At 47.1% G+C, this 18,247-nt stretch carries 19 protein-coding genes; 11 read left to right on the top strand and 8 right to left on the bottom strand.

Features of this window, described 5'->3' with window-relative positions:
* Nucleotides 1-44 precede the first annotated feature (44 nt).
* The 6 genes from ICN18_RS06580 to ICN18_RS06555 all read left to right on the top strand — a co-directional run bounded on the left by ICN18_RS06580 (nucleotide 45) and on the right by ICN18_RS06555 (nucleotide 5,306).
* Complete coding sequence (locus ICN18_RS06580) at nucleotides 45-887, top strand: formate dehydrogenase accessory sulfurtransferase FdhD (protein WP_216189713.1); 843 nt, start codon at nucleotides 45-47, stop codon at nucleotides 885-887.
* Nucleotides 888-927: 40 nt separating this feature from the next.
* Nucleotides 928-1,494, top strand: coding sequence for a dCTP deaminase (dcd, locus tag ICN18_RS06575; protein ID WP_071464932.1), 567 nt, complete (start codon nucleotides 928-930; stop codon nucleotides 1,492-1,494).
* A gap of 12 nt (nucleotides 1,495-1,506) precedes the next feature.
* Nucleotides 1,507-2,421, top strand: coding sequence for an ion channel (locus ICN18_RS06570; RefSeq protein WP_216189712.1), 915 nt, complete (start codon nucleotides 1,507-1,509; stop codon nucleotides 2,419-2,421).
* A complete protein-coding gene (locus ICN18_RS06565) occupies nucleotides 2,418-4,685 on the top strand; it encodes an arginine/lysine/ornithine decarboxylase (RefSeq protein WP_216189711.1) in 2,268 nt (755 codons plus the stop codon). Before ICN18_RS06570 ends, ICN18_RS06565 begins: the two co-directional genes overlap by 4 nt.
* A gap of 110 nt (nucleotides 4,686-4,795) precedes the next feature.
* Nucleotides 4,796-5,050 carry a type II toxin-antitoxin system Phd/YefM family antitoxin gene (locus ICN18_RS06560; RefSeq protein WP_216189710.1) on the top strand — a complete coding sequence of 85 codons (255 nt, stop codon included), beginning with the start codon at nucleotides 4,796-4,798 and terminating at the stop codon, nucleotides 5,048-5,050.
* Nucleotides 5,043-5,306 (top strand): Txe/YoeB family addiction module toxin, encoded by a 264-nt coding sequence (locus ICN18_RS06555; protein WP_216189709.1) that lies wholly within the window; start codon nucleotides 5,043-5,045, stop codon nucleotides 5,304-5,306. Before ICN18_RS06560 ends, ICN18_RS06555 begins: the two co-directional genes overlap by 8 nt.
* Nucleotides 5,307-5,390: 84 nt before the next feature.
* Here the strand turns inward: ICN18_RS06555 and ICN18_RS06550 are convergent, their stop codons facing one another.
* The 4 genes from ICN18_RS06550 to argH all read right to left on the bottom strand — a co-directional run bounded on the left by ICN18_RS06550 (nucleotide 5,391) and on the right by argH (nucleotide 10,257).
* Nucleotides 5,391-6,647 carry a hypothetical protein gene (locus tag ICN18_RS06550; protein ID WP_216189708.1) on the bottom strand — a complete coding sequence of 419 codons (1,257 nt, stop codon included), beginning with the start codon at nucleotides 6,645-6,647 and terminating at the stop codon, nucleotides 5,391-5,393.
* Nucleotides 6,648-6,752: 105 nt separating this feature from the next.
* Nucleotides 6,753-8,285: a TRAP transporter large permease gene (locus ICN18_RS06545; RefSeq protein WP_216189707.1), complete on the bottom strand. Its 1,533-nt coding sequence runs from the start codon at nucleotides 8,283-8,285 to the stop codon at nucleotides 6,753-6,755.
* The gene (locus ICN18_RS06540) at nucleotides 8,282-8,833 is read right to left on the bottom strand and encodes a TRAP transporter small permease subunit (RefSeq protein WP_216189706.1); all 552 of its coding nucleotides are present in this window, start codon (nucleotides 8,831-8,833) and stop codon (nucleotides 8,282-8,284) included. The genes ICN18_RS06545 and ICN18_RS06540 overlap by 4 nt, the downstream gene beginning before the upstream one ends.
* Before the next feature lie 5 nt (nucleotides 8,834-8,838).
* On the bottom strand, nucleotides 8,839-10,257 hold the full coding sequence (gene argH, locus ICN18_RS06535; RefSeq protein WP_216189705.1) for an argininosuccinate lyase: 1,419 nt from the start codon (nucleotides 10,255-10,257) through the stop codon (nucleotides 8,839-8,841).
* Between the two features lie 43 nt (nucleotides 10,258-10,300).
* Between argH and hemC the strand changes: the two genes are divergently transcribed.
* Together hemC and ICN18_RS06525 are read left to right on the top strand one after the other, a co-directional pair.
* Nucleotides 10,301-11,266, top strand: coding sequence for a hydroxymethylbilane synthase (gene hemC / locus ICN18_RS06530; protein WP_216189704.1), 966 nt, complete (start codon nucleotides 10,301-10,303; stop codon nucleotides 11,264-11,266).
* Nucleotides 11,267-11,297: 31 nt separating this feature from the next.
* A complete protein-coding gene (locus ICN18_RS06525; protein ID WP_216189703.1) occupies nucleotides 11,298-12,122 on the top strand; it encodes a uroporphyrinogen-III synthase in 825 nt (274 codons plus the stop codon).
* Nucleotides 12,123-12,138: 16 nt separating this feature from the next.
* On the opposite strand, the gene ICN18_RS06520 is transcribed toward ICN18_RS06525, so the two are convergent.
* Together ICN18_RS06520 and ICN18_RS06515 are read right to left on the bottom strand one after the other, a co-directional pair.
* Nucleotides 12,139-12,711 (bottom strand): chorismate--pyruvate lyase family protein, encoded by a 573-nt coding sequence (locus ICN18_RS06520; RefSeq protein ID WP_216189702.1) that lies wholly within the window; start codon nucleotides 12,709-12,711, stop codon nucleotides 12,139-12,141.
* 2 nt (nucleotides 12,712-12,713) lie between these two features.
* On the bottom strand, nucleotides 12,714-14,264 hold the full coding sequence (locus tag ICN18_RS06515) for a DEAD/DEAH box helicase (protein WP_216189701.1): 1,551 nt from the start codon (nucleotides 14,262-14,264) through the stop codon (nucleotides 12,714-12,716).
* Between the two features lie 24 nt (nucleotides 14,265-14,288).
* Here ICN18_RS06515 and ICN18_RS06510 point away from each other — a divergent pair, with 24 nt between their 5' ends.
* The gene (locus ICN18_RS06510; protein WP_216189700.1) at nucleotides 14,289-14,582 is read left to right on the top strand and encodes a hypothetical protein; all 294 of its coding nucleotides are present in this window, start codon (nucleotides 14,289-14,291) and stop codon (nucleotides 14,580-14,582) included.
* Here ICN18_RS06510 and ICN18_RS06505 read toward each other — a convergent pair.
* The gene (locus ICN18_RS06505) at nucleotides 14,570-15,967 is read right to left on the bottom strand and encodes a coniferyl aldehyde dehydrogenase (RefSeq protein ID WP_216189699.1); all 1,398 of its coding nucleotides are present in this window, start codon (nucleotides 15,965-15,967) and stop codon (nucleotides 14,570-14,572) included. The two genes, ICN18_RS06510 and ICN18_RS06505, sit on opposite strands and share 13 nt — an antisense overlap.
* Before the next feature lie 49 nt (nucleotides 15,968-16,016).
* Between ICN18_RS06505 and msrA the strand changes: the two genes are divergently transcribed.
* Nucleotides 16,017-16,589: a peptide-methionine (S)-S-oxide reductase MsrA gene (gene msrA / locus ICN18_RS06500; protein WP_216189698.1), complete on the top strand. Its 573-nt coding sequence runs from the start codon at nucleotides 16,017-16,019 to the stop codon at nucleotides 16,587-16,589.
* A gap of 30 nt (nucleotides 16,590-16,619) precedes the next feature.
* On the opposite strand, the gene pdxH is transcribed toward msrA, so the two are convergent.
* Entirely contained in the window at nucleotides 16,620-17,255 is a 636-nt protein-coding gene (gene pdxH, locus ICN18_RS06495) for a pyridoxamine 5'-phosphate oxidase (RefSeq protein WP_216189697.1), read from the bottom strand.
* Nucleotides 17,256-17,277: 22 nt separating this feature from the next.
* Between pdxH and ICN18_RS06490 the strand changes: the two genes are divergently transcribed.
* Nucleotides 17,278-18,039: a tRNA threonylcarbamoyladenosine dehydratase gene (locus ICN18_RS06490; RefSeq protein ID WP_216189696.1), complete on the top strand. Its 762-nt coding sequence runs from the start codon at nucleotides 17,278-17,280 to the stop codon at nucleotides 18,037-18,039.
* Nucleotides 18,040-18,247: the final 208 nt, after the last annotated feature.

The following is an 18,247-nucleotide window of genomic DNA, read 5'->3' as shown; positions in this document are numbered from 1 at the left end:
AAACCCCGATAAACTTCAGTTCAGCCCGATTTTAGAGAGTATTTATGGCAGCAAAACCGACCATTCAGATGTCCTGTGCCTCCGTGCCCGTGGTGCATGAGGTTGAGGTCATGGATGAAATGGGGCGCCTTAAAAAGACCCATATTCCTGGTGAGCGCCCCTTAACCATTTATCTGGACAAGCGCGAGGTTGTGACACTCATGACCTTGGGAAGCGCTCCAGAAGCCTTGGTCCTGGGTTATTTGCGTAACCAGCGCCTCGTGGAGTCGCCGGATGATATTGAGAGCATTCAGGTGGATTGGGAAACGGATTCAGCAGCGGTGAAAACCCGCCGGAGTACCGTCGATATTGATGCGCTGACCAGCAAGCGGGTAGTGACGACTGGTTGCGGCCAGGGAACGATGTTTGGCGGCTTGATTGAAGAGATGGATGAGATCCAGCTTCCTGATGGGCCGGCACTATCCCAGGAGGCAATAGTTGCTTTAATTGACTCGATTCGGATGCATGACACGATCTATAAGAAGTCCGGCTCAGTCCATGCCTGCGCTGTCTTTGAGCGAGACGGTAATGAAGGGGTCCAACTTTTACATTTCATTGAAGATGTGGGTCGACATAATGCGGTCGACTCGATTTCTGGCCTGATGTGGCTCGCCAATAAACCGGGTAAGGATTTGATTTTCTTTACCACCGGTCGCCTGACCTCCGAGATGGTGATTAAGGGGGCTCAGATGGGCGTCCCTTTCCTCCTAACCCGCTCTGGAGTGACCTTGATGGGTCTTGAGCTGGCACGCAAAACCAATCTCACCATCCTCTCCCGCTGCTCCGGTAAACACTTTGAGATCTATAACGCCCCGGAGAGGGTCATTTTTACCCAAAAACCCCAATAAATTCGTGGGCAGGTGAGGGCGAAGGTTTTACAATTCGGCCATGACTATTAAATCTGACCACTGGATCCGCCGCATGGGCGAGCAAGGCATGATCAGCCCATTTGAACCTGGGCAAGTTCGCCAAGACGCCGCCGGTAACAAAATCGTAAGTTATGGCACATCAAGCTATGGCTATGACATTCGTTGTGCAGACGAATTCAAGATCTTTACCAACATCAATAGCACCATCGTTGATCCAAAGAATTTTGATGAGCAATCGTTTGTCGACTTCAAGGGCGATGTTTGCATCATTCCACCAAACTCATTTGCATTAGCAAGAACAGTAGAGTATTTCAAGATTCCTCGTAGCGTATTAACCGTTTGCGTTGGCAAGAGTACTTATGCACGCTGCGGAATTATTGTGAACGTGACTCCATTTGAGCCTGAGTGGGAAGGTTATGTCACTTTAGAGTTTTCAAATACCACGCCATTGCCTGCAAAGATTTATGCGGGTGAAGGGTGTGCGCAAGTACTCTTCTTTGAGAGTGATGAAGTGTGTGGAACATCATATAAAGATCGCGGTGGTAAGTATCAAGGTCAGCGGGGCGTTACCCTGCCTAAGACCTAAGCTATTACGGTAGTGCGTAAATTTCTATTTAATCGCCGTCCTGCACGGATTAATTTAGAAGATTATCGCGCCACACTCTCGCGCTCCGAAATGGCGCGCCCAGAGAATAATTTCTATCATTGGCTGCTAGGTACCACCTGGACTAGCTTTATGTTGCTAGTTGTTTTTGTATATCTCGGTACAAACCTTTTATTTGCTTTTGCTTATATCGCATGTGGGGATGGCGCTATCACTAATGCTCGACCGGGCTCATTGTTGGATGTCTTTTTCTTTAGTGTGCAAACGATGGCAACCATCGGATATGGCCGAATGACTCCGGTTGGTAGTTGGCCTAATGCGATTGTGACTTTTGAAGCGTTCTTTGGAATTGTCTACTCTGCATTAACCACTGGTTTGGCGTTCGCACGCTTTACCCGGCCGACTGCAGGAGTGCGCTTCTCTAAAGTAGCTGTAGTGGGTAACCATGACGGCGTAAAAACATTTAAGTTTCGCGTGGCTAATGATCGTAGTTCACATATTGTTGAGGCGCAGCTACGATTGTGGCTCATTGCAGAAAGTATGACTAGCGAGGGTGAGCGTTATCGTAGATCTGTGGAGTTGCAGCTCCATCGTTCAGAGAGTCCAGTATTTTCTTTAACTTGGACAGCGATGCACAGTATTGATGAGTCAAGCGCATTAAAGGACTACTTAGGTAAAACAGTACTTGAGCGCCAATGGCATTTGCTCATTACCTTTACGGGCTACCATGAGAGCTTAGCCAACCAGGTTTATGCGCGCCATGTTTACTTGCCTAAAGATGTACAGCAAAATGCGACATTCATCGATATAGTCACAGCATTACCAGGCGGCGATCGAGTAATTGATCTAACCAATTTTGATAAGTGGGTTCCGAATACATCGGACAAGTTAGCAGGGGAGTATTTATGAAATTTCGTTTCCCAATCATCATCATTGATGAGGACTTCCGCTCCGAAAATATTTCGGGTTCGGGAATTCGTGACCTCGCTGAGGCGATTGAGAATGAAGGTATGGAGGTTATTGGCTTAACTAGCTATGGTGACCTGACTTCGTTTGCGCAGCAAGCTTCTCGTGCATCCTCATTCATTGTCTCAATTGATGATGAAGAGTTTGATTCTGACTCTGAAGATAATGATCTTCCAGCCTTAAATAACTTGCGTGCTTTTATTACTGAAGTACGTAAGCGTAACGAAGATATTCCGATCTTCTTGTATGGCGAGACACGCACATCACGTCATATGCCAAACGACATCTTGCGCGAGTTGCATGGCTTTATTCATATGAATGAAGACACCCCAGAATTCGTGGCACGTCACATTATTCGTGAAGCTAAGGTTTATTTAGATTCATTAGCGCCGCCATTCTTCCGCGCATTAACTAACTACGCTTCTGAAGGCTCGTATTCATGGCATTGCCCAGGCCATTCCGGTGGCGTGGCTTTCCTAAAGAGTCCCGTGGGTCGTATGTTCCATCAATTCTTTGGTGAGAATATGTTGCGTGCCGACGTCTGTAATGCCGTTGAAGAGTTGGGTCAGCTTCTAGACCATACCGGCCCAGTCTTGCAGAGTGAGCGTAATGCTGCCCGCATCTTTAATGCTGACCATTTGTTCTTCGTCACCAATGGCACATCCACTTCAAACAAAATTGTTTGGCACTCAACAGTTGCCCCTGGTGACGTCGTCTTGGTTGACCGTAACTGTCATAAGTCAGTCATTCATTCCATCACCATGATGGGCGCAATCCCTATCTTCTTAATGCCTACCCGTAACCACTTGGGCATTATTGGACCAATTCCGAAAGAAGAGTTTGAGTGGAAGAATATCCAAAAGAAAATCGATGCCAATCCATTTATTAAAGATAAAAACGTAGTGCCTCGCGTGATGACTTTGACGCAAAGTACCTATGACGGCATTGTTTACAACGTTGAGATGATTAAAGAGATGCTTGATGGCAAAGTGGATTCATTGCATTTTGATGAGGCTTGGTTGCCGCATGCCGCCTTCCATCCTTTCTACAAGGATATGCATGCCATTGGTTCAGATCGTAAGCGCACCAAGAAGAGTTTGATGTTTGCAACGCAGTCTACCCATAAGTTACTCGCTGGTTTATCCCAGGCATCACAGGTATTGGTACAAGACGCAGAAGACACTAAGTTGGATCGTGATTGCTTTAATGAAGCCTATTTGATGCACACCTCAACTAGCCCACAGTACGCGATTATTGCTTCCTGTGACGTTTCAGCTGCCATGATGGAATCTCCTGGGGGCACAACGCTAGTCGAGGAGTCAATTGCTGAAGCTATGGACTTCCGCCGCGCTATGCGCGAAGTGGACGACAAGTTCGGCGCTGATTGGTGGTTCAAGGTTTGGGGCCCAGATCATTTGGCTGAAGAGGGTATTGGCGAGCGCTCCGATTGGGTTCTTGAGCCATCAGCTGCATGGCATGACTTTGGCAAGCTCGCCAAAGACTTCAATATGCTCGACCCTATTAAGGCTACTGTGGTTACGCCTGGATTGGATATTGAGGGAAACTTTGGCTCTATGGGTATTCCAGCCAGCATCGTCACTAAGTATCTTGCTGAACACGGGGTGATCGTAGAGAAGTGCGGTCTCTACTCATTCTTCATCATGTTCACGATCGGCATTACCAAGGGTCGTTGGAATACGCTCGTTACTGAATTGCAACAGTTTAAAGATCACTTTGATAAAAATGCACCACTCTGGAAAGTATTGCCAGAGTTTGTCGCTAAGCATCCACGCTATGAGCGCGTAGGCTTAAAAGATATCTGCCAGCAAATTCATGAGTTCTATAAGAGTCGTGATGTAGCGCGTATGACTACCGAGATGTATACCTCCGATATGGTTCCCGCCATAATGCCTTCAGAGGCTTGGGCGAAGATGGCGCATAAGCAAGTGGATCGCGTGCCATTGGATCAGTTGGAGGGACGTGTAACGGCAATGCTTGTTACTCCATATCCTCCTGGTATTCCATTGCTAATTCCAGGCGAGCGCTTTAATAAGCGCATCATTGACTACCTCTACTTCGCAAGAGACTTCAATGAGAAGTTCCCTGGATTTGAGACGGATATCCATGGGCTTGTTAAAACCAATGTCGATGGTAGGAGTGAGTATTACGTCGATTGTGTCAGGCAAGAGCGCGACATAACACTTTGATCTATATCGTTTTTTAGTCCCAGAACCCCGCTTTTGCGGGGTTTTTTACATGCACTCAATTTGGGCAGTCTTTATCCTTGTACGATATATAGAACAAGTCAAAGATTGTCATGAGAGTCATTAATTTTTCCGATGCTAGAAATCAATTTAAACAAGTCATTGATCAGGTAGTGGCTGATTGCGATGTTGCTGTGATCTCGCGCAGAGACGCGGAGGATGCTGTAGTGATGTCCTTGAATACCTATAACAGCATGATGGAAACATTCCATTTATTAAAATCTCCGGCTAACGTGAAGCATTTGGAGAAATCATTAGCGCAATATCGCAAAGGACAGACCAAAGCAAAGGCTCTGTTGGATGCTTAGTAGGCTAGTGTGGACAAATGCAGCGTGGTCTAACTATCTTTACTGGCAGGGGCAGGATAAGAAAACCTTAAAGCGCATTATTGTTTTAATTAAAGATGCTTTAAGAAATCCCAAAGAGGGAATCGGAAAACCTGAAGAGCTTAGAGAGAGTCTGTCAGGATTTTGGTCTAGAAGAATTGATGATGTTCATCGCCTGGTATACGCCATTGAAAAAGATCAGTTAGTCATTATTGCTTGCCGTTATCACTACGAGTAATTCAGTGCTCTTCAATAAGGAATAGTTGCTCCCTATAATAAATGAGGCCCCTAGGGGCCTCATTTATTAATGCTTGAGCGGTTTCTATTTCAGCAATACCGATGGTGATGCTGGGATGCTTCCCGGAATTTTCTGCAACGACATAAATTGGGATAGTAGCTTAATGGCGAGCGGTGAATAGCCGTTGTTTTGGCTTGGGATGCTGTAGACACTACCATCCAAGCCTTCAATGGTTGAAAAGGGTCTTGTTTGAGGCTTATCCTTATCGACTACTAGCAATGCATGCTCATTCGAGGTCTTTTTATTACTGTTAAAAGTAGTGGCTGTTGGGGGTAGCGTCAGCATATAAGGTGGATCAGCTAATTGGGCTTTCACTACCTGGCCTAGGAACTCAAATATATTATTTGTTGAGCGTATCCGAATTTCAGCCTTGGGCAGTGCTTTCTTAGTGAGGTTGCCCTTCTTTAGCTCTTGTGCCAGCGTTTCTTGGCAGAAGAGCTCATCGCCAAACTCTTCCCGAACAAAGTTTTCGTACTTATTAGCATTGATGCAGAGTTTATATTTTTTTGATACTTGAATTGGTTGAAATGTAAGCTCAGAGGGTGAGCCGACTTTTTGCAAAATGATATCTGCGCTCTTCATGGCTTCAAGCGCATTACTTCCAAAATTTGCCTTAAGAGTGCTCATGCTTGCTGGAGGGCCAATCTTTTGGGAGGTATCTACCAGGTAAGCACCAAGACCGTAGCCAATTAATTTATAAAGTCGCTTTTGAAACTCTGGATAGTCAGGTCTTAGCGGGTTGTTGATCAGATAAGTTTGCGAGCCGTCAGGCTGAGTAATAATAATTTCGTCAACTACTAGACTGAGTAGAACTTCTTTCGGTATATGGTTGTGTTCAAAATACTTAACCATCTCTACTGGCAGTTCACTTAAGTAGCCCTTCCAAAATACTGCGTTATCTAAAGAGGATTGGGTGAAGTTAAATGTATTGCCAACTGAAAGCGATACTCCGGGGGTGATGCTATTTAATCCACCATTGATTGGAAGATAGCTGGCGTTGTAAGGCAGAATGCCGCCCGAGAAAAATGCGCTGGCATATGGAGTTGCAGTAATGGAGCCCGAGCCGTTGATTGTTGGCATATCTAAAAAACTCACTGGACGATCTTCAGAGGAGCGCAAAATATTCTGAAAAATCATATTGATTTGATATTGCTCGAGCGTATTGGCATATTTTGCCGACATCGCGCTGAAGTCAGGGGCTGTTGCTGATCCACACCCGCTTAGCACGAGGGGTAATATCCATAATGGAAGCGTCTTGCTAATTAAGGAAGGGAAGTTCATTTTGTTAACCATTTTGAATTTTCCCTAGCGTAATGGATTTTTAAGACAAAGACCCACTCTTGGCACGAATTTGGGAAAAACCCCTCCTTTAATTGAAGTAGGATGCTACTTGATTGGCTTATCCAGTTGAAATGTCACTGGAGCATCCTCATCCTCTTTGCTTGAGGGTGCATCTGATTTACCCTCTTCGCCGCCTGTGAAATTAAAGTCTTGGCTCTGAACAACGGTAGCGGGTTTATCTAGGAGTGTCGTCACGAGGGCGGGGAATACCATCACCAATACAACCATCACTAGTTGCAAGCCTACCCAAGGTAGTGCACCCCAATAGATATCACTACTTTTCACCTCCTTAGGCGCAACGCCTCTCAGATAGAAGAGTGCAAAACCAAATGGTGGGTGCATAAATGAGGTTTGCATATTTACGCACAGCATCACACCAAACCACACTAGCGCAGCGCTCGCTGCGGCTTGAGGATTGCCATTCATCGAATCGAGTAATACTGGTGAGAGGAGTTTGACGGCTACTGGTGCCAACATCGGCACAACGATGAAGGCAATCTCAAAGAAGTCCAGGAAGAAGGCTAAGACGAAAACAAATAAATTTACAACGATTAAGAATCCAATCCAGCCGCCAGGTAGATTGGAGAAAAGTTCTTCTACCCAGAAGCCGCCATCCACACCTTGAAAGACAACAGAGAAGCAGGTTGATCCAATCAAGATGAACACCACCATAGCTGTAATGCGCATGGTGTTCTGATAAGCCTCTTGTACCAATCCTTTCAGATTGGGGATGCTTGCTCTACGAAGCCAGGCTAATAGTAGGGCGCCCATGGCGCCCATCGCACCGGATTCTGTAGGGGTGGCAATACCAGTCATGATCGTACCGAGCACTAGGAAGATCAGTACCGCAGATGGAATGATTCCCATCAGGCATTTCTTCCAAAGCGCCCAACCTTTTAGCGTGAGATCGCTTGCTGGCACTGGTGGAAGATAGTCAGGGCGAACACGACTTAAGAAGAAGGTGTAGAGGGCAAAGAGTCCAATCTGCAAGAGAGATGGTCCCCAGGCGCCTAAATACATACTGCCTACATCAGCGCTGCCACTTTGCGTTTTGAGTTGATCTGCCAAAACAATTAATACCAGCGATGGCGGCACCAGTTGAGTAATCGTTCCGGAAGCTGCTAAAACGCCTGTGGCGTAGCGCATGTTGTAGCCGTAACGCATCATCACTGGCAGGGAGATCATCGCCATAGCGATCACCTGAGCAGCTACAGTGCCAGTAATCGCTCCCAAGATAAATCCGACGATGATGACCGAGTATCCTAGGCCGCCACGTACGCGTCCAAAAAGTTGCCCCATCGAGTCGAGCATCTCTTCTGCAAGACCACAGCGCTCTAAGATGGCGCCCATAAAGGTGAAGAAGGGAATGGCTAGCAGTAGATCATTAGCAAGAACGCTACCAAAGATGCGCTGCGGAATAGCTTGTAAAAAAGGCATTCCAAAGAAGCCTTCGCTAATCGCAATAGCCGAGAAAAATAAACCAGCAGCCATGAGTGAAAAAGCGACCGGAAAGCCAATCAACATAAAGACGATTAGCCCGCCGAACATTAATGGCGGCATCCACTCTAATGGAATCATTGCATCGGCTTTTCGTATTGAAGGTCTTCGGCAGGCAAAGTGATTTTGCCTTGCAGGGCACCGACACGTTTAATGATTTCTGAGAGGCCTTGAAGGCTCAGCATGAAAAAACCAAAGGGCACTACGAACTTAATGGGATAGCGCGCTAAACCGCCAGAGTTCAGTGAGTGCTCCATCACCAACCACGATGGATAAAAGAGTGTGGTCCAGGAGAGCCAGGCAAATAAGAAGCAGGCAGGCATTAAAAAGAAAACCAAACCAAAGAGATCAACCCACAAGCGCCCACGAACAGAGAGCTGGGAATAAATTAAATCTACTCGAACATGTTCGTTGCGTTTGAGTGTGTAAGAGGCGCCGAGCATGACTGCGGCAGCAAAGAGATACCACTGAAGTTCTAAGGGCCAGTTGTTACTGATATCTAAGCCGTATCGAAGTAGAGCGTTGAGCGCAGATACAACGCAAGACAGCAAAATCATAACGCTGGCTGCCTTGCCCAGAAACTGGTTTACGTAATCAATACCTGCAGAGAGTTTGGACCAAAACCCCATGCCTTTTAGAGGTCTGCGCGACCCCGTTTGATAGCAGCAAGCACCTGGGCTGGAGCGGTGCCACCAGCATGTTGACGTGATTGAACGGAGCCATCTACGGTGAGGAGGGCAAATACATCATCACTAATCATTTCAGGGCGATTGTCTAAGCCACAAGCAAAGCGCAACTCAGAAAGACTTAAGTCAGTCAGCATGCAGTTTCTGCCTACGCAAGCCTTAACAGCATGAGCAACTGCTTCGTGCGCATCGCGGAAAGCCAAACCTTTTTTCACTAAGTAATCAGCCAAGTCGGTTGCTGTTGCAAAACCTTCTTCAGCAGCTTTCTTCATTACCTCGGCCTTAACTTCAATGTGAGGAATCATGTCGGCAAAAATACGCAAGGTATCTTGCACGGTATCAACTGCATCAAACAATGGCTCTTTATCTTCTTGGTTATCTTTGTTGTAGGCGAGTGGCTGACCTTTCATTAAGGTCAATAAAGAAATCAAGTCGCCATAAACACGTCCGGTCTTGCCGCGCGCTAATTCTGGAACATCAGGGTTTTTCTTTTGCGGCATGATTGAGCTGCCAGTGCAGAAGCGGTCCGGTAGATCAATAAAGCCAAAGCGAGGACTAAGCCACAGGATCAGCTCTTCAGAAAGACGTGAGACATGCATCATCAAGATCGATGAGAAGGCGCAGAACTCAATCGCAAAGTCACGATCTGATACGGCATCCAAAGAGTTGTTGCAGATGCCGTCAAATCCTAAGGCCTTAGCCACTTGCTCGCGATCGATAGGGTAGGTTGTACCAGCCAATGCAGCCGCACCTAGAGGTAAGCGATTAAAGCGAGCGCGCAAATCTGCTAAGCGACTTGCATCACGGCTAAACATTTCGAAGTAAGCCATCAAGTGATGACCAAAGGTAATCGGTTGCGCTACTTGTAAATGCGTGTGACCAGGCATGATAGTAGATGCATGCTTTTCAGCTAAATCCAAAAGTGCCAGACGTAAAGTTTTGAGGGTGACCGCAATGTCATCCACGCTGCCACGTAACCAGAGACGCAAATCGGTTGCTACTTGGTCATTGCGTGAACGGCCGGTATGCAAACGTTTGCCAGCATCGCCTACTAATGCAGTAAGGCGTGCTTCGATGTTGAGGTGTACATCCTCAAGCGCCAATTGCCACTCAAATTGACCGGATTCGATTTCACTCTTAATTTGAGTCATGCCCTTTTGGATATCGGCTAAATCTTGTTGGCTAATGATCTTTTGGGTGGCCAACATTTGGGCATGCGCCAAGGATCCGACGATATCGACCATGGCAAAGCGTTGATCAAAGCCAATAGAAGCGGTATAACGCTGAACAAGTTCGTCGACAGGTTCGGCAAAACGGGCCGACCAAGCTTGGGCTTTGTTGGCTAAGGAATTATTTGATGAGCTCATAAACACAGTATATTGGTGTAGGTCTTTGATTATTTTAAATGTTATGTCCCAAACCCTGAATTCCTCCCCATCAGACGCCCCAAAGCGCCTCGTAATCGCCTCCCGTGAAAGTCGCCTCGCCATGTGGCAGGCTGAGCACGTCCGGGATTGCCTCAAAAAGCTCTATCCAGGCTGCGATGTCCAGATTTTGGGGATGACTACCCGTGGGGATCAGATTTTGGACAGAGCCCTCTCTAAAGTGGGTGGCAAAGGCCTTTTTGTGAAAGAGCTCGAAACAGCTCTAGAGGATGGTCGAGCAGATCTGGCAGTTCATTCTCTGAAGGATGTTCCGATGGTGATGCCTGAGGGTTTTGATCTCTCTTGTGTCATGGCTAGGGAAGATGCCAGAGACGCCTTTGTTTCGAATGACTATGCAAGCCTAGAAGAGTTGCCACACGGTGCAATCGTTGGCACCTCGAGCTTGCGACGCGAATCAGTACTTCGTGCCAAGTTTCCGCATCTCGTTATTCAACCTTTGCGCGGTAATTTAGATACCCGCATGGGTAAGTTAGATAAAGGCGAGTATCAAGCCATTATTTTGGCTGCTGCCGGACTAAAGCGTTTAGGTTTGGAGTCACGCATTCGTGCATTCTTACCTTGCGATCCTTACACTCCTGCTGCAGGTCAGGGTGCCTTAGGTATTGAGACTTTGAGCAAGCATCCCAATATCAAGCAATGGCTTGCCCCATTAAATGATTTACCTACTTTATTTGCTGTTTCTGCTGAACGCATGGTTTCGCGCCAGCTTGGCGGTTCGTGTGAGGTGCCATTGGCGGCCCATGCGGTGTGGGATCAGAACCAAATGCGTATTCGTTCCTTCGTTGCTAGTACTGATGGCAAAGCGATTTGCCTGGCACAGGGAGGTGGGGCAGTGCAATCGGTTGAGGATGCAGAAGCCTTGGGACTTGCCGTTGCAAAAGACTTGCTGGCACAGGGCGCTGCAGATTTAATACCCAAAATTGCTAAGTAACCAAAAGCCAAAGAAAAAGTAGCCATTTAGCATGAGTACTAAAACGATTGTTGTCACCAGACCTAGTGGTCAGGCACGTCAATTGGTTGAGGTACTCAGTCGTGCCATTGAAGCAAGCGGTGTCGGTAAGCGTAGTCTCCCAGAAATTCTTTCTTTACCTTTATTAACTATCGTTCCTAAATCAGATGAACATTTGGCTGACCATATCGCCACTGCTCTCACTGACGCTAACCTTGCTATCTTTGTAAGTCCTAATGCCATTGAAAGTGTGATGCGTTTACTGGAGCGGGGTTGGCAAGATTTTTCTAAGAAGATTATTCCGATTGGTGTGATGGGCGGCAGTAGTCATCTAGCGCTAAAAAATCATGGTATCGGATTAGAGGAGAAGCCGACACCCATCATCATTCCCAAGAGTAACGAAAGTTGGGATTCAGAAGGTTTGTGGAAAGAGCTTCAGACTCTACAGTGGGATTGGCAGAATAAAAAAGTAGTGATCTTCAAAGGCGAGGGCGGCCGTGATTGGCTGGCCGACACTTTGAAAAAGGCAGGCGCAACAGTAGAGGTCATTTCAACCTACACGCGCGTACCTTTGGATCTTGATAACCCTTCCTGGCAACTGGTCAGAGAAATGGACCTAAGTAAATCACTTTGGCTACTCACCTCCTCGGAAGCGGTGCGCTATCTGGGCGAAGTGATGAAAGATCAATTTACCCAAGGTTTGAGTGCCGCTAGTGCTTTATGTCCACATCACAATATTGCGGATGCGGCAGAGATGATTGGGTTTGGTGAGGTTTTTACTAGCGAGCCAGGCGATGAAGCTTTGGTGAAGTCAACCTTAGCTTGGCTGACAATCTAAAACTTGAAGCAAATAACTAGAACTTTGCAGCCTCTAGTAGGGCAGGCAAAAAGATTTCATTTACCAAGATTGGGCGACCCTTTAAACGATAGAGGGTGCGTCGTGCCCACAAGGGTGAGCTCACATCAGAAAAGTGCTTAGAGCATCGTTTCCATAGCTCATTGCTTTTATCTAGGCGAGCAATGTCACGCGGCGGTTTTGCTTTGGAATGCTTGCGGGTTTTACTGAATAAGACGGCACCTAAAGGCTTTGTGCCTAAACGCAAGATCCCATGATTACTACCGCTAGAGCTCAATGTTGGAATGACGCTATGTGCCATGACCAATGGAACTCCATTGGAACAAAGCAATACTTCACGTACTCTGCAGCGTCTGAGCTTGAAATGAAAATAGCGACTTTCGTCGCTATTGAGTGATTGAGGGCGGTCACGCAAAACCTGAACTTCTAGTTTTTGCCCAATTGCTTTCTCAATTTTTTGGGTGAGAGACCCGGTATCGCTTAGCCAAGGTTGCCACTCGCGTGGAGCCCGATGGATTTCACCGGAACCGACTCGATTCCATGCAGAACGGAGACGATTACGGTGAACCATTTTTAGCTACCGCTAAAGCTACGACGTTGACCGCCGGCCTTTGGTTTAGCAAAACGCGGACCACCTGCAGGGCGTGAGTCACCAGAGCGTGCTGGACGTGAGTCAGCAGAACGCGCAGGACGTGAGTCAGCTGAGCGAGCTGGGCGTGAATCGTCTGAGCGACCACCAGCATTGCCGCCGCCTGAACCGCCACCACCAAAGCGAGACTCTGAACGAGCGCCTGAGCCATAACGACCGCCACCACCGCCAGAGCGATTGCCACCAAAGCCGCCACCAGAACGACCGCCACCACCAGGGCGACCACCACCAGAGCGATTGCCGCCACCGCCACCACCAAAGCTTGGCTTGGCTTGTGGCTCAAGACCAGCGATGACTGAAGCAACGATATCTTGCTGTGTGAAGCGTTCGATATTGCGGATCTTTGCGCGATCACGATGCTCAACCAAAGTGATAGCAACACCATTGCGACCGGCACGACCTGTGCGACCGATGCGGTGCGTATAGTCTTCTGGTTTCATTGGCAAGCCAAAGTTAATCACGTGACTGATACGTGGCACATCGATACCGCGAGCCGCTACGTCGGTTGCAACCAAAATCTTGGTGTGACCTTTACGCAAAGACTCGAGACGGCGCATACGAACAGCTTGAGGCATTGCACCATGAAGTGCAGTTGCTTCGTAGCCATTAGCACGCAATGTGTCAGCGATTTTTTCGCTTTCAACTTGAGTGCTTGCAAACACAACCGCTTGATCCAAATCAGCATCAGCCAAAATGTGCTCGAGTAATTTATGCTTGTGTGACATGCTGTCAGCCCAATGCAACTTCTGTTCAATGTTGGCGTGCTTTTCACCTGCATGAGCAAGTTCAATACGCTTGGCATCTGTAGTCAACTCATTTGCTAAAGACATAATCTTTGGCGCGAAAGTTGCAGAGAACATCAAAGTTTGGTTACGGCCTGCGCAACGCTTATCAATTGCCTCGAGGTCGTCAGCAAATCCCATGTCAAGCATGCGATCAGCTTCGTCGATAACGAGTTGTTTAACATCATCTAAGCGAATTGCTTTGCTGTCACATAAGTCGAGTAAACGACCTGGAGTGGCAACAACTAACAATGCACCTTTCAATGCCTGGATTTGCTTGCCGTAAGGCATGCCACCCATCACAGTTGCGATACGGATACCCTTCATGCCGCGAACTAAATTCACTGCATCGGCGGCAACCTGTTGAGCCAATTCACGAGTAGGGCAGAGCACTAACACTTTAGGTTGTGCGCGACCTGGTACAGGTGAGTTGTTCGGGTTGTCTTCGATGAGTTGATTAATCAAAGGCAATAAAAAGGCTGCGGTTTTACCGCTACCGGTTTGGCTGCTGACCAATAAGTCACCACCAGCTAAGGCTGCAGGAATAACCTGAGCTTGCACGGAAGTGGCTTGGGTATAACCCAGTTCAGCAACGTTTTTAAGGAGTGATGCCGCTAGGGCGAAATTCTGGAATTCAGTTCCAGTGCTCTTTGAGTCTTTCGACTCAATTTTAGTTTCTTTAGAAAAAGTCATGCTATTGCACATCCCCTTTAAGGGATGTCTCCGTATGTTGCACCCATGGTTTTTTATAGGGTGCGATGGTCAAAGGCATCGACCATCAGACAAGCGGCAGCGCGTTTTGTGACTTCTATGTTTATGACTTCTAAACGGTACGCTGAAATAGAGCTGGGGGGCGATGAATCAAATTGCTTAAAAAAGCTTCCTATTATGGCATTTCAAGCGCGTAATTACAAGGGTTTTCCCGAATTAATCAATAAATGGAGGGATAAAGCCGCATCTGATGCGCTTAGTCATTCAAGTATTGCTTGTTTGACTCTTTATTTGAGATAACGCAAAAGCCACTCAGTTATTTTTCCATATGGAGGGCGCGCTGTTTTGGTTCCCTTAAAGAAATTCAAGCCAAAGAAGCCGCGTACTTCCAGTATGGATTTTTGATGGCTGAACGTATCAAAGCCAGCCTTACCGTGGTAACTGCCCATACCGCTGGCGCCAACGCCGCCAAAAGGTAAGTCCTCGATGGTGATGTGTAGGAGCGTGTCATTAACAGTAACGCCACCAGAGCGAGTTTCATTTAAAACACGCTTCATATTCTTTTTATCTTTACCAAACCAATACAAGGCTAGTGGATTGGGTTTGTTATTGACGTAAGCGATTGCTGCAGAAATATCGGCAGCAGCCACAATCGGCAAAATAGGTCCAAAGATTTCTTCGTGCAGAATGCGGGCTTCTGGCGGAACATTTACTAGTGCAATCGGTTCAAATGGTCTTGCGCCAGCACCAGGGTTGTTGAGCAAAGGAATTACTTTTGCGCCACGATCTAATGCATCGCTCACTAAATGTTGCCAGTACTCCAACTGTCTTTCATCAATTGGACCCGTTAATTCTGCGGGATTGCTAAATTGGGTTTGGGCTGCAGCTTGTAATTCAGTAATGAATTCATCTTGCATGCTTGGTTCAAGCAAAACATAGTCTGGGGCAATACAGGTTTGTCCGCCATTCAATAACTTGCCGTAAATAATTGAGGAGGCAGCGTCTTTCAATTTGGCGCTCTTATCAATAATGACAGGTGTTGTACCGCCCAGCTCCAGGGTCACAGGTGTGAGGTTTTCTGCCGCAGCGCGCATCACCTTTTTCCCGATGGCACCAGAGCCAGTAAAGAAAAGGTGTTCAAAAGGCAGGGCAGCAAATTGTTCCGCCACTTCTGGGCCACCTGTCGTGACGCAAAACTCGCTAGGGTGGAAATATTCCTGAATCAAGCTAGCAATAAATCCTGAAGTACGTGAGCTACGCTCAGAAGGTTTGAGCCAAACACGATTACCAGCAGCAAAAGCGGCGATTGCTGGAATGAGTGCTAATTGAACCGGATAATTCCAGGGGCTCAAAATACCAACTACACCGAGTGACTGACTTTGAACCCAAGCTTGTGAAGCGCCCATGTGAAAAGGAACTTCTCGTTGCTCTGGCTTCATCCACTCTTTGAGGTGCTTACGCGTGTGCTTGCATGCTTGATAAATCATCTGACATTCAGCAAGTCGTGTTTCTATAGAGTTGCGCACTCCAAAGTCAGCCATCAGGGCTTTGCAGATCTTCTCTTCGTTTGCTTCAATCATTTTTTCAATGCGAGCAATCCGATCTAACCTCACTTCAATCGTAGGGTTTGGTTCTGCAGCGTAGGCTGCTTTCATTTCGTCGAGCTGGATAGTAAAGCGATTCATAGTGGATTAATAGTTGGCAGGCATTGGAATAAGGCATTAGGATAAAGCCATGGAAACAAATTTAGATAAAAATGAACCCCATCTAGAACGTGCCACCTTGGGTGGAGGCTGTTTTTGGTGTCTTGAGGCGGTTTATCAGCAAATTACTGGGGTTAAATCCGTGGTTTCTGGCTACGCCGGAGGCGCAAGACCCAACCCGACCTATGAGGCTGTTTGTGCTGGTGTATCGGGCCATGCCGAGATTGTCGACATTCTGTTTAACCCAGAAATAGTGTCATTTCGAGATCTGCTAGAGATCTTCTTTGTGATTCATGATCCAACCACTCTCAATTACCAGGGGAATGATCATGGCACGCAATATCGCTCAGTTATTTTCACGCATAGTGAGGAACAGACCAAAATTGCACATGAGGTCGTCAAGGAGCTTGAGGATTCAAAAATCTATTCAAATCCAGTGGTAACGCAGATTGATGCTGCGCCAATAATTTACCCAGCTGAGGAGTATCACCAGAATTATTTTGTGCAGCACCCCAATCAGGGCTACTGCATGGCAGTTGTTGCGCCTAAGCTTGCAAAATTTAGGGCGAAATTTAAATCGCTCATTGCGCCCCAGTACTCCTGAGTTGTTGCAATACGCGAGTAATGAAGGAGACTAGGGGGCTAGACGATTTACTCGCCACTCGAGACCTTCAAGCTTGTAGTGCATGCGGTCATGCAGTCTCGAAGGGCGACCCTGCCAGAATTCAATTTCAGTAGGATGTAGGCGGTAACCACCCCAATGCTCTGGACGTGGGGGCGCATCACCAAACTCATCTTTGAAACGCTTTTCGGCTTCTTCCAAGAATTCACGATTCGGGATGGCGGTACTCTGAGGTGATGCCCAGGCACCAATTCTGGAGGCTGCCGGACGGGAGTGGAAGTACTCGTCGCTTTCAGTGGCGCTCACACGCTCTACAACACCCTGAATGCGCACTTGACGTTCTAATTCATGCCAATGAAAGAGCAAGGCAGCCTGAGGGCGTATGGCCAAGTCTCGACCTTTTTGGCTCTGATAGTTGGTAAAAAAGGTAAAGCCGTTTTGATCTGCGCCTTTTAGTAAGACAATACGGGCTGATGGATTTCCAGCTTGGTCTGCTGTTGCTAGGGTCATGGAGTTGGGTTCTGGGCACTCTGCTTTCACGGCTTGATCAAACCAAAGCTTAAAAAGCTGCAGAGGGTCATGTGGAACCTCAGTCTCTGAGAGTTGACCGAAGGTATAGTTTTTGCGGAGTTGTGCAATGGAGTCCATTTATTCAGTATAAAGAGAAGCTATGGCAGAAGACAAGGCAGAAGGTAAGGCAGAGGGCAGCTTAGAAAATCGACGTTTTGGCGGAGTTTCACGACTCTATGGACCAGAGCTGCGCGAGCGCTTTCTGAATGCAACGGTAGTGGTGGCTGGCCTAGGGGGCGTTGGATCCTGGGCGGCTGAAGCCTTGGCGCGTACTGGTATCGGACACCTTGTTTTAATTGATTTTGATCATATTGCCGAGAGTAATACCAATCGTCAGTTGCATGCCTTGGAGGGTCAGTACGGCAAAGCAAAAGTCGAGGCGATGACTCAGCGTATATTACAAATCAATCCAGAGATCAAACTCACTTCTTGCGATGAATTCTTAGAGCCTGAAAATCTCGATCAACTGATTCCGGCAGATGCATTTGTATTAGATGCTACCGATTCAGTGCAAACCAAAATTGCTTTGTCAGTTTGGGCGGTGGCAAATAATCGGGCTTTAGTGATGTGTGGTGCTGCTGGTGGGAAGTCAGATCCAACTTCAGTGCGCTGTGACGATCTTTCGCGTACAGAGCAAGATGCTTTGTTAGCTAAAGTGCGTCAAGGGCTTAGGCAGGATCATGGCTTTTCTAGAAACCTCAAGAAAAAAATCGGCATACGTGCGATCTACTCCCACGAGCCAAGGGCTGGCGCTTCTAGCGGAGGCCTAGCCTGCTCTGGTTATGGCTCAACCGTCATGGTGACTGCTGCTTGTGGCCTGGCTGCTGCAGCAGAAATTCTGAGTCTCATCTCGGCACAATAAGCTTTTCTCAAAAAGCGCCATAAATCCTTAAGGGGATTCCCTGTAGGAAATTACTGATTCTTTTGCAGTCAGTAATTATTTAATCAAAACTAAACGTTGATTTTAAAGACATTTCTTTATTTATCTAAATAGTTTTATTCATTTAGTTACTTTAGTAATATTTCTGCTCTAGTGCATATCCCTAGTCCTCCCTAGACTTTGCTTCGTT

Origin of the sequence: Polynucleobacter parvulilacunae (assembly GCF_018881715.1) — a bacterium.
Taxonomy (GTDB): domain Bacteria; phylum Pseudomonadota; class Gammaproteobacteria; order Burkholderiales; family Burkholderiaceae; genus Polynucleobacter; species Polynucleobacter parvulilacunae.
Note: the sequence above shows the minus strand (reverse complement) of the source record. Positions and strands in the feature narration are given on the sequence as shown.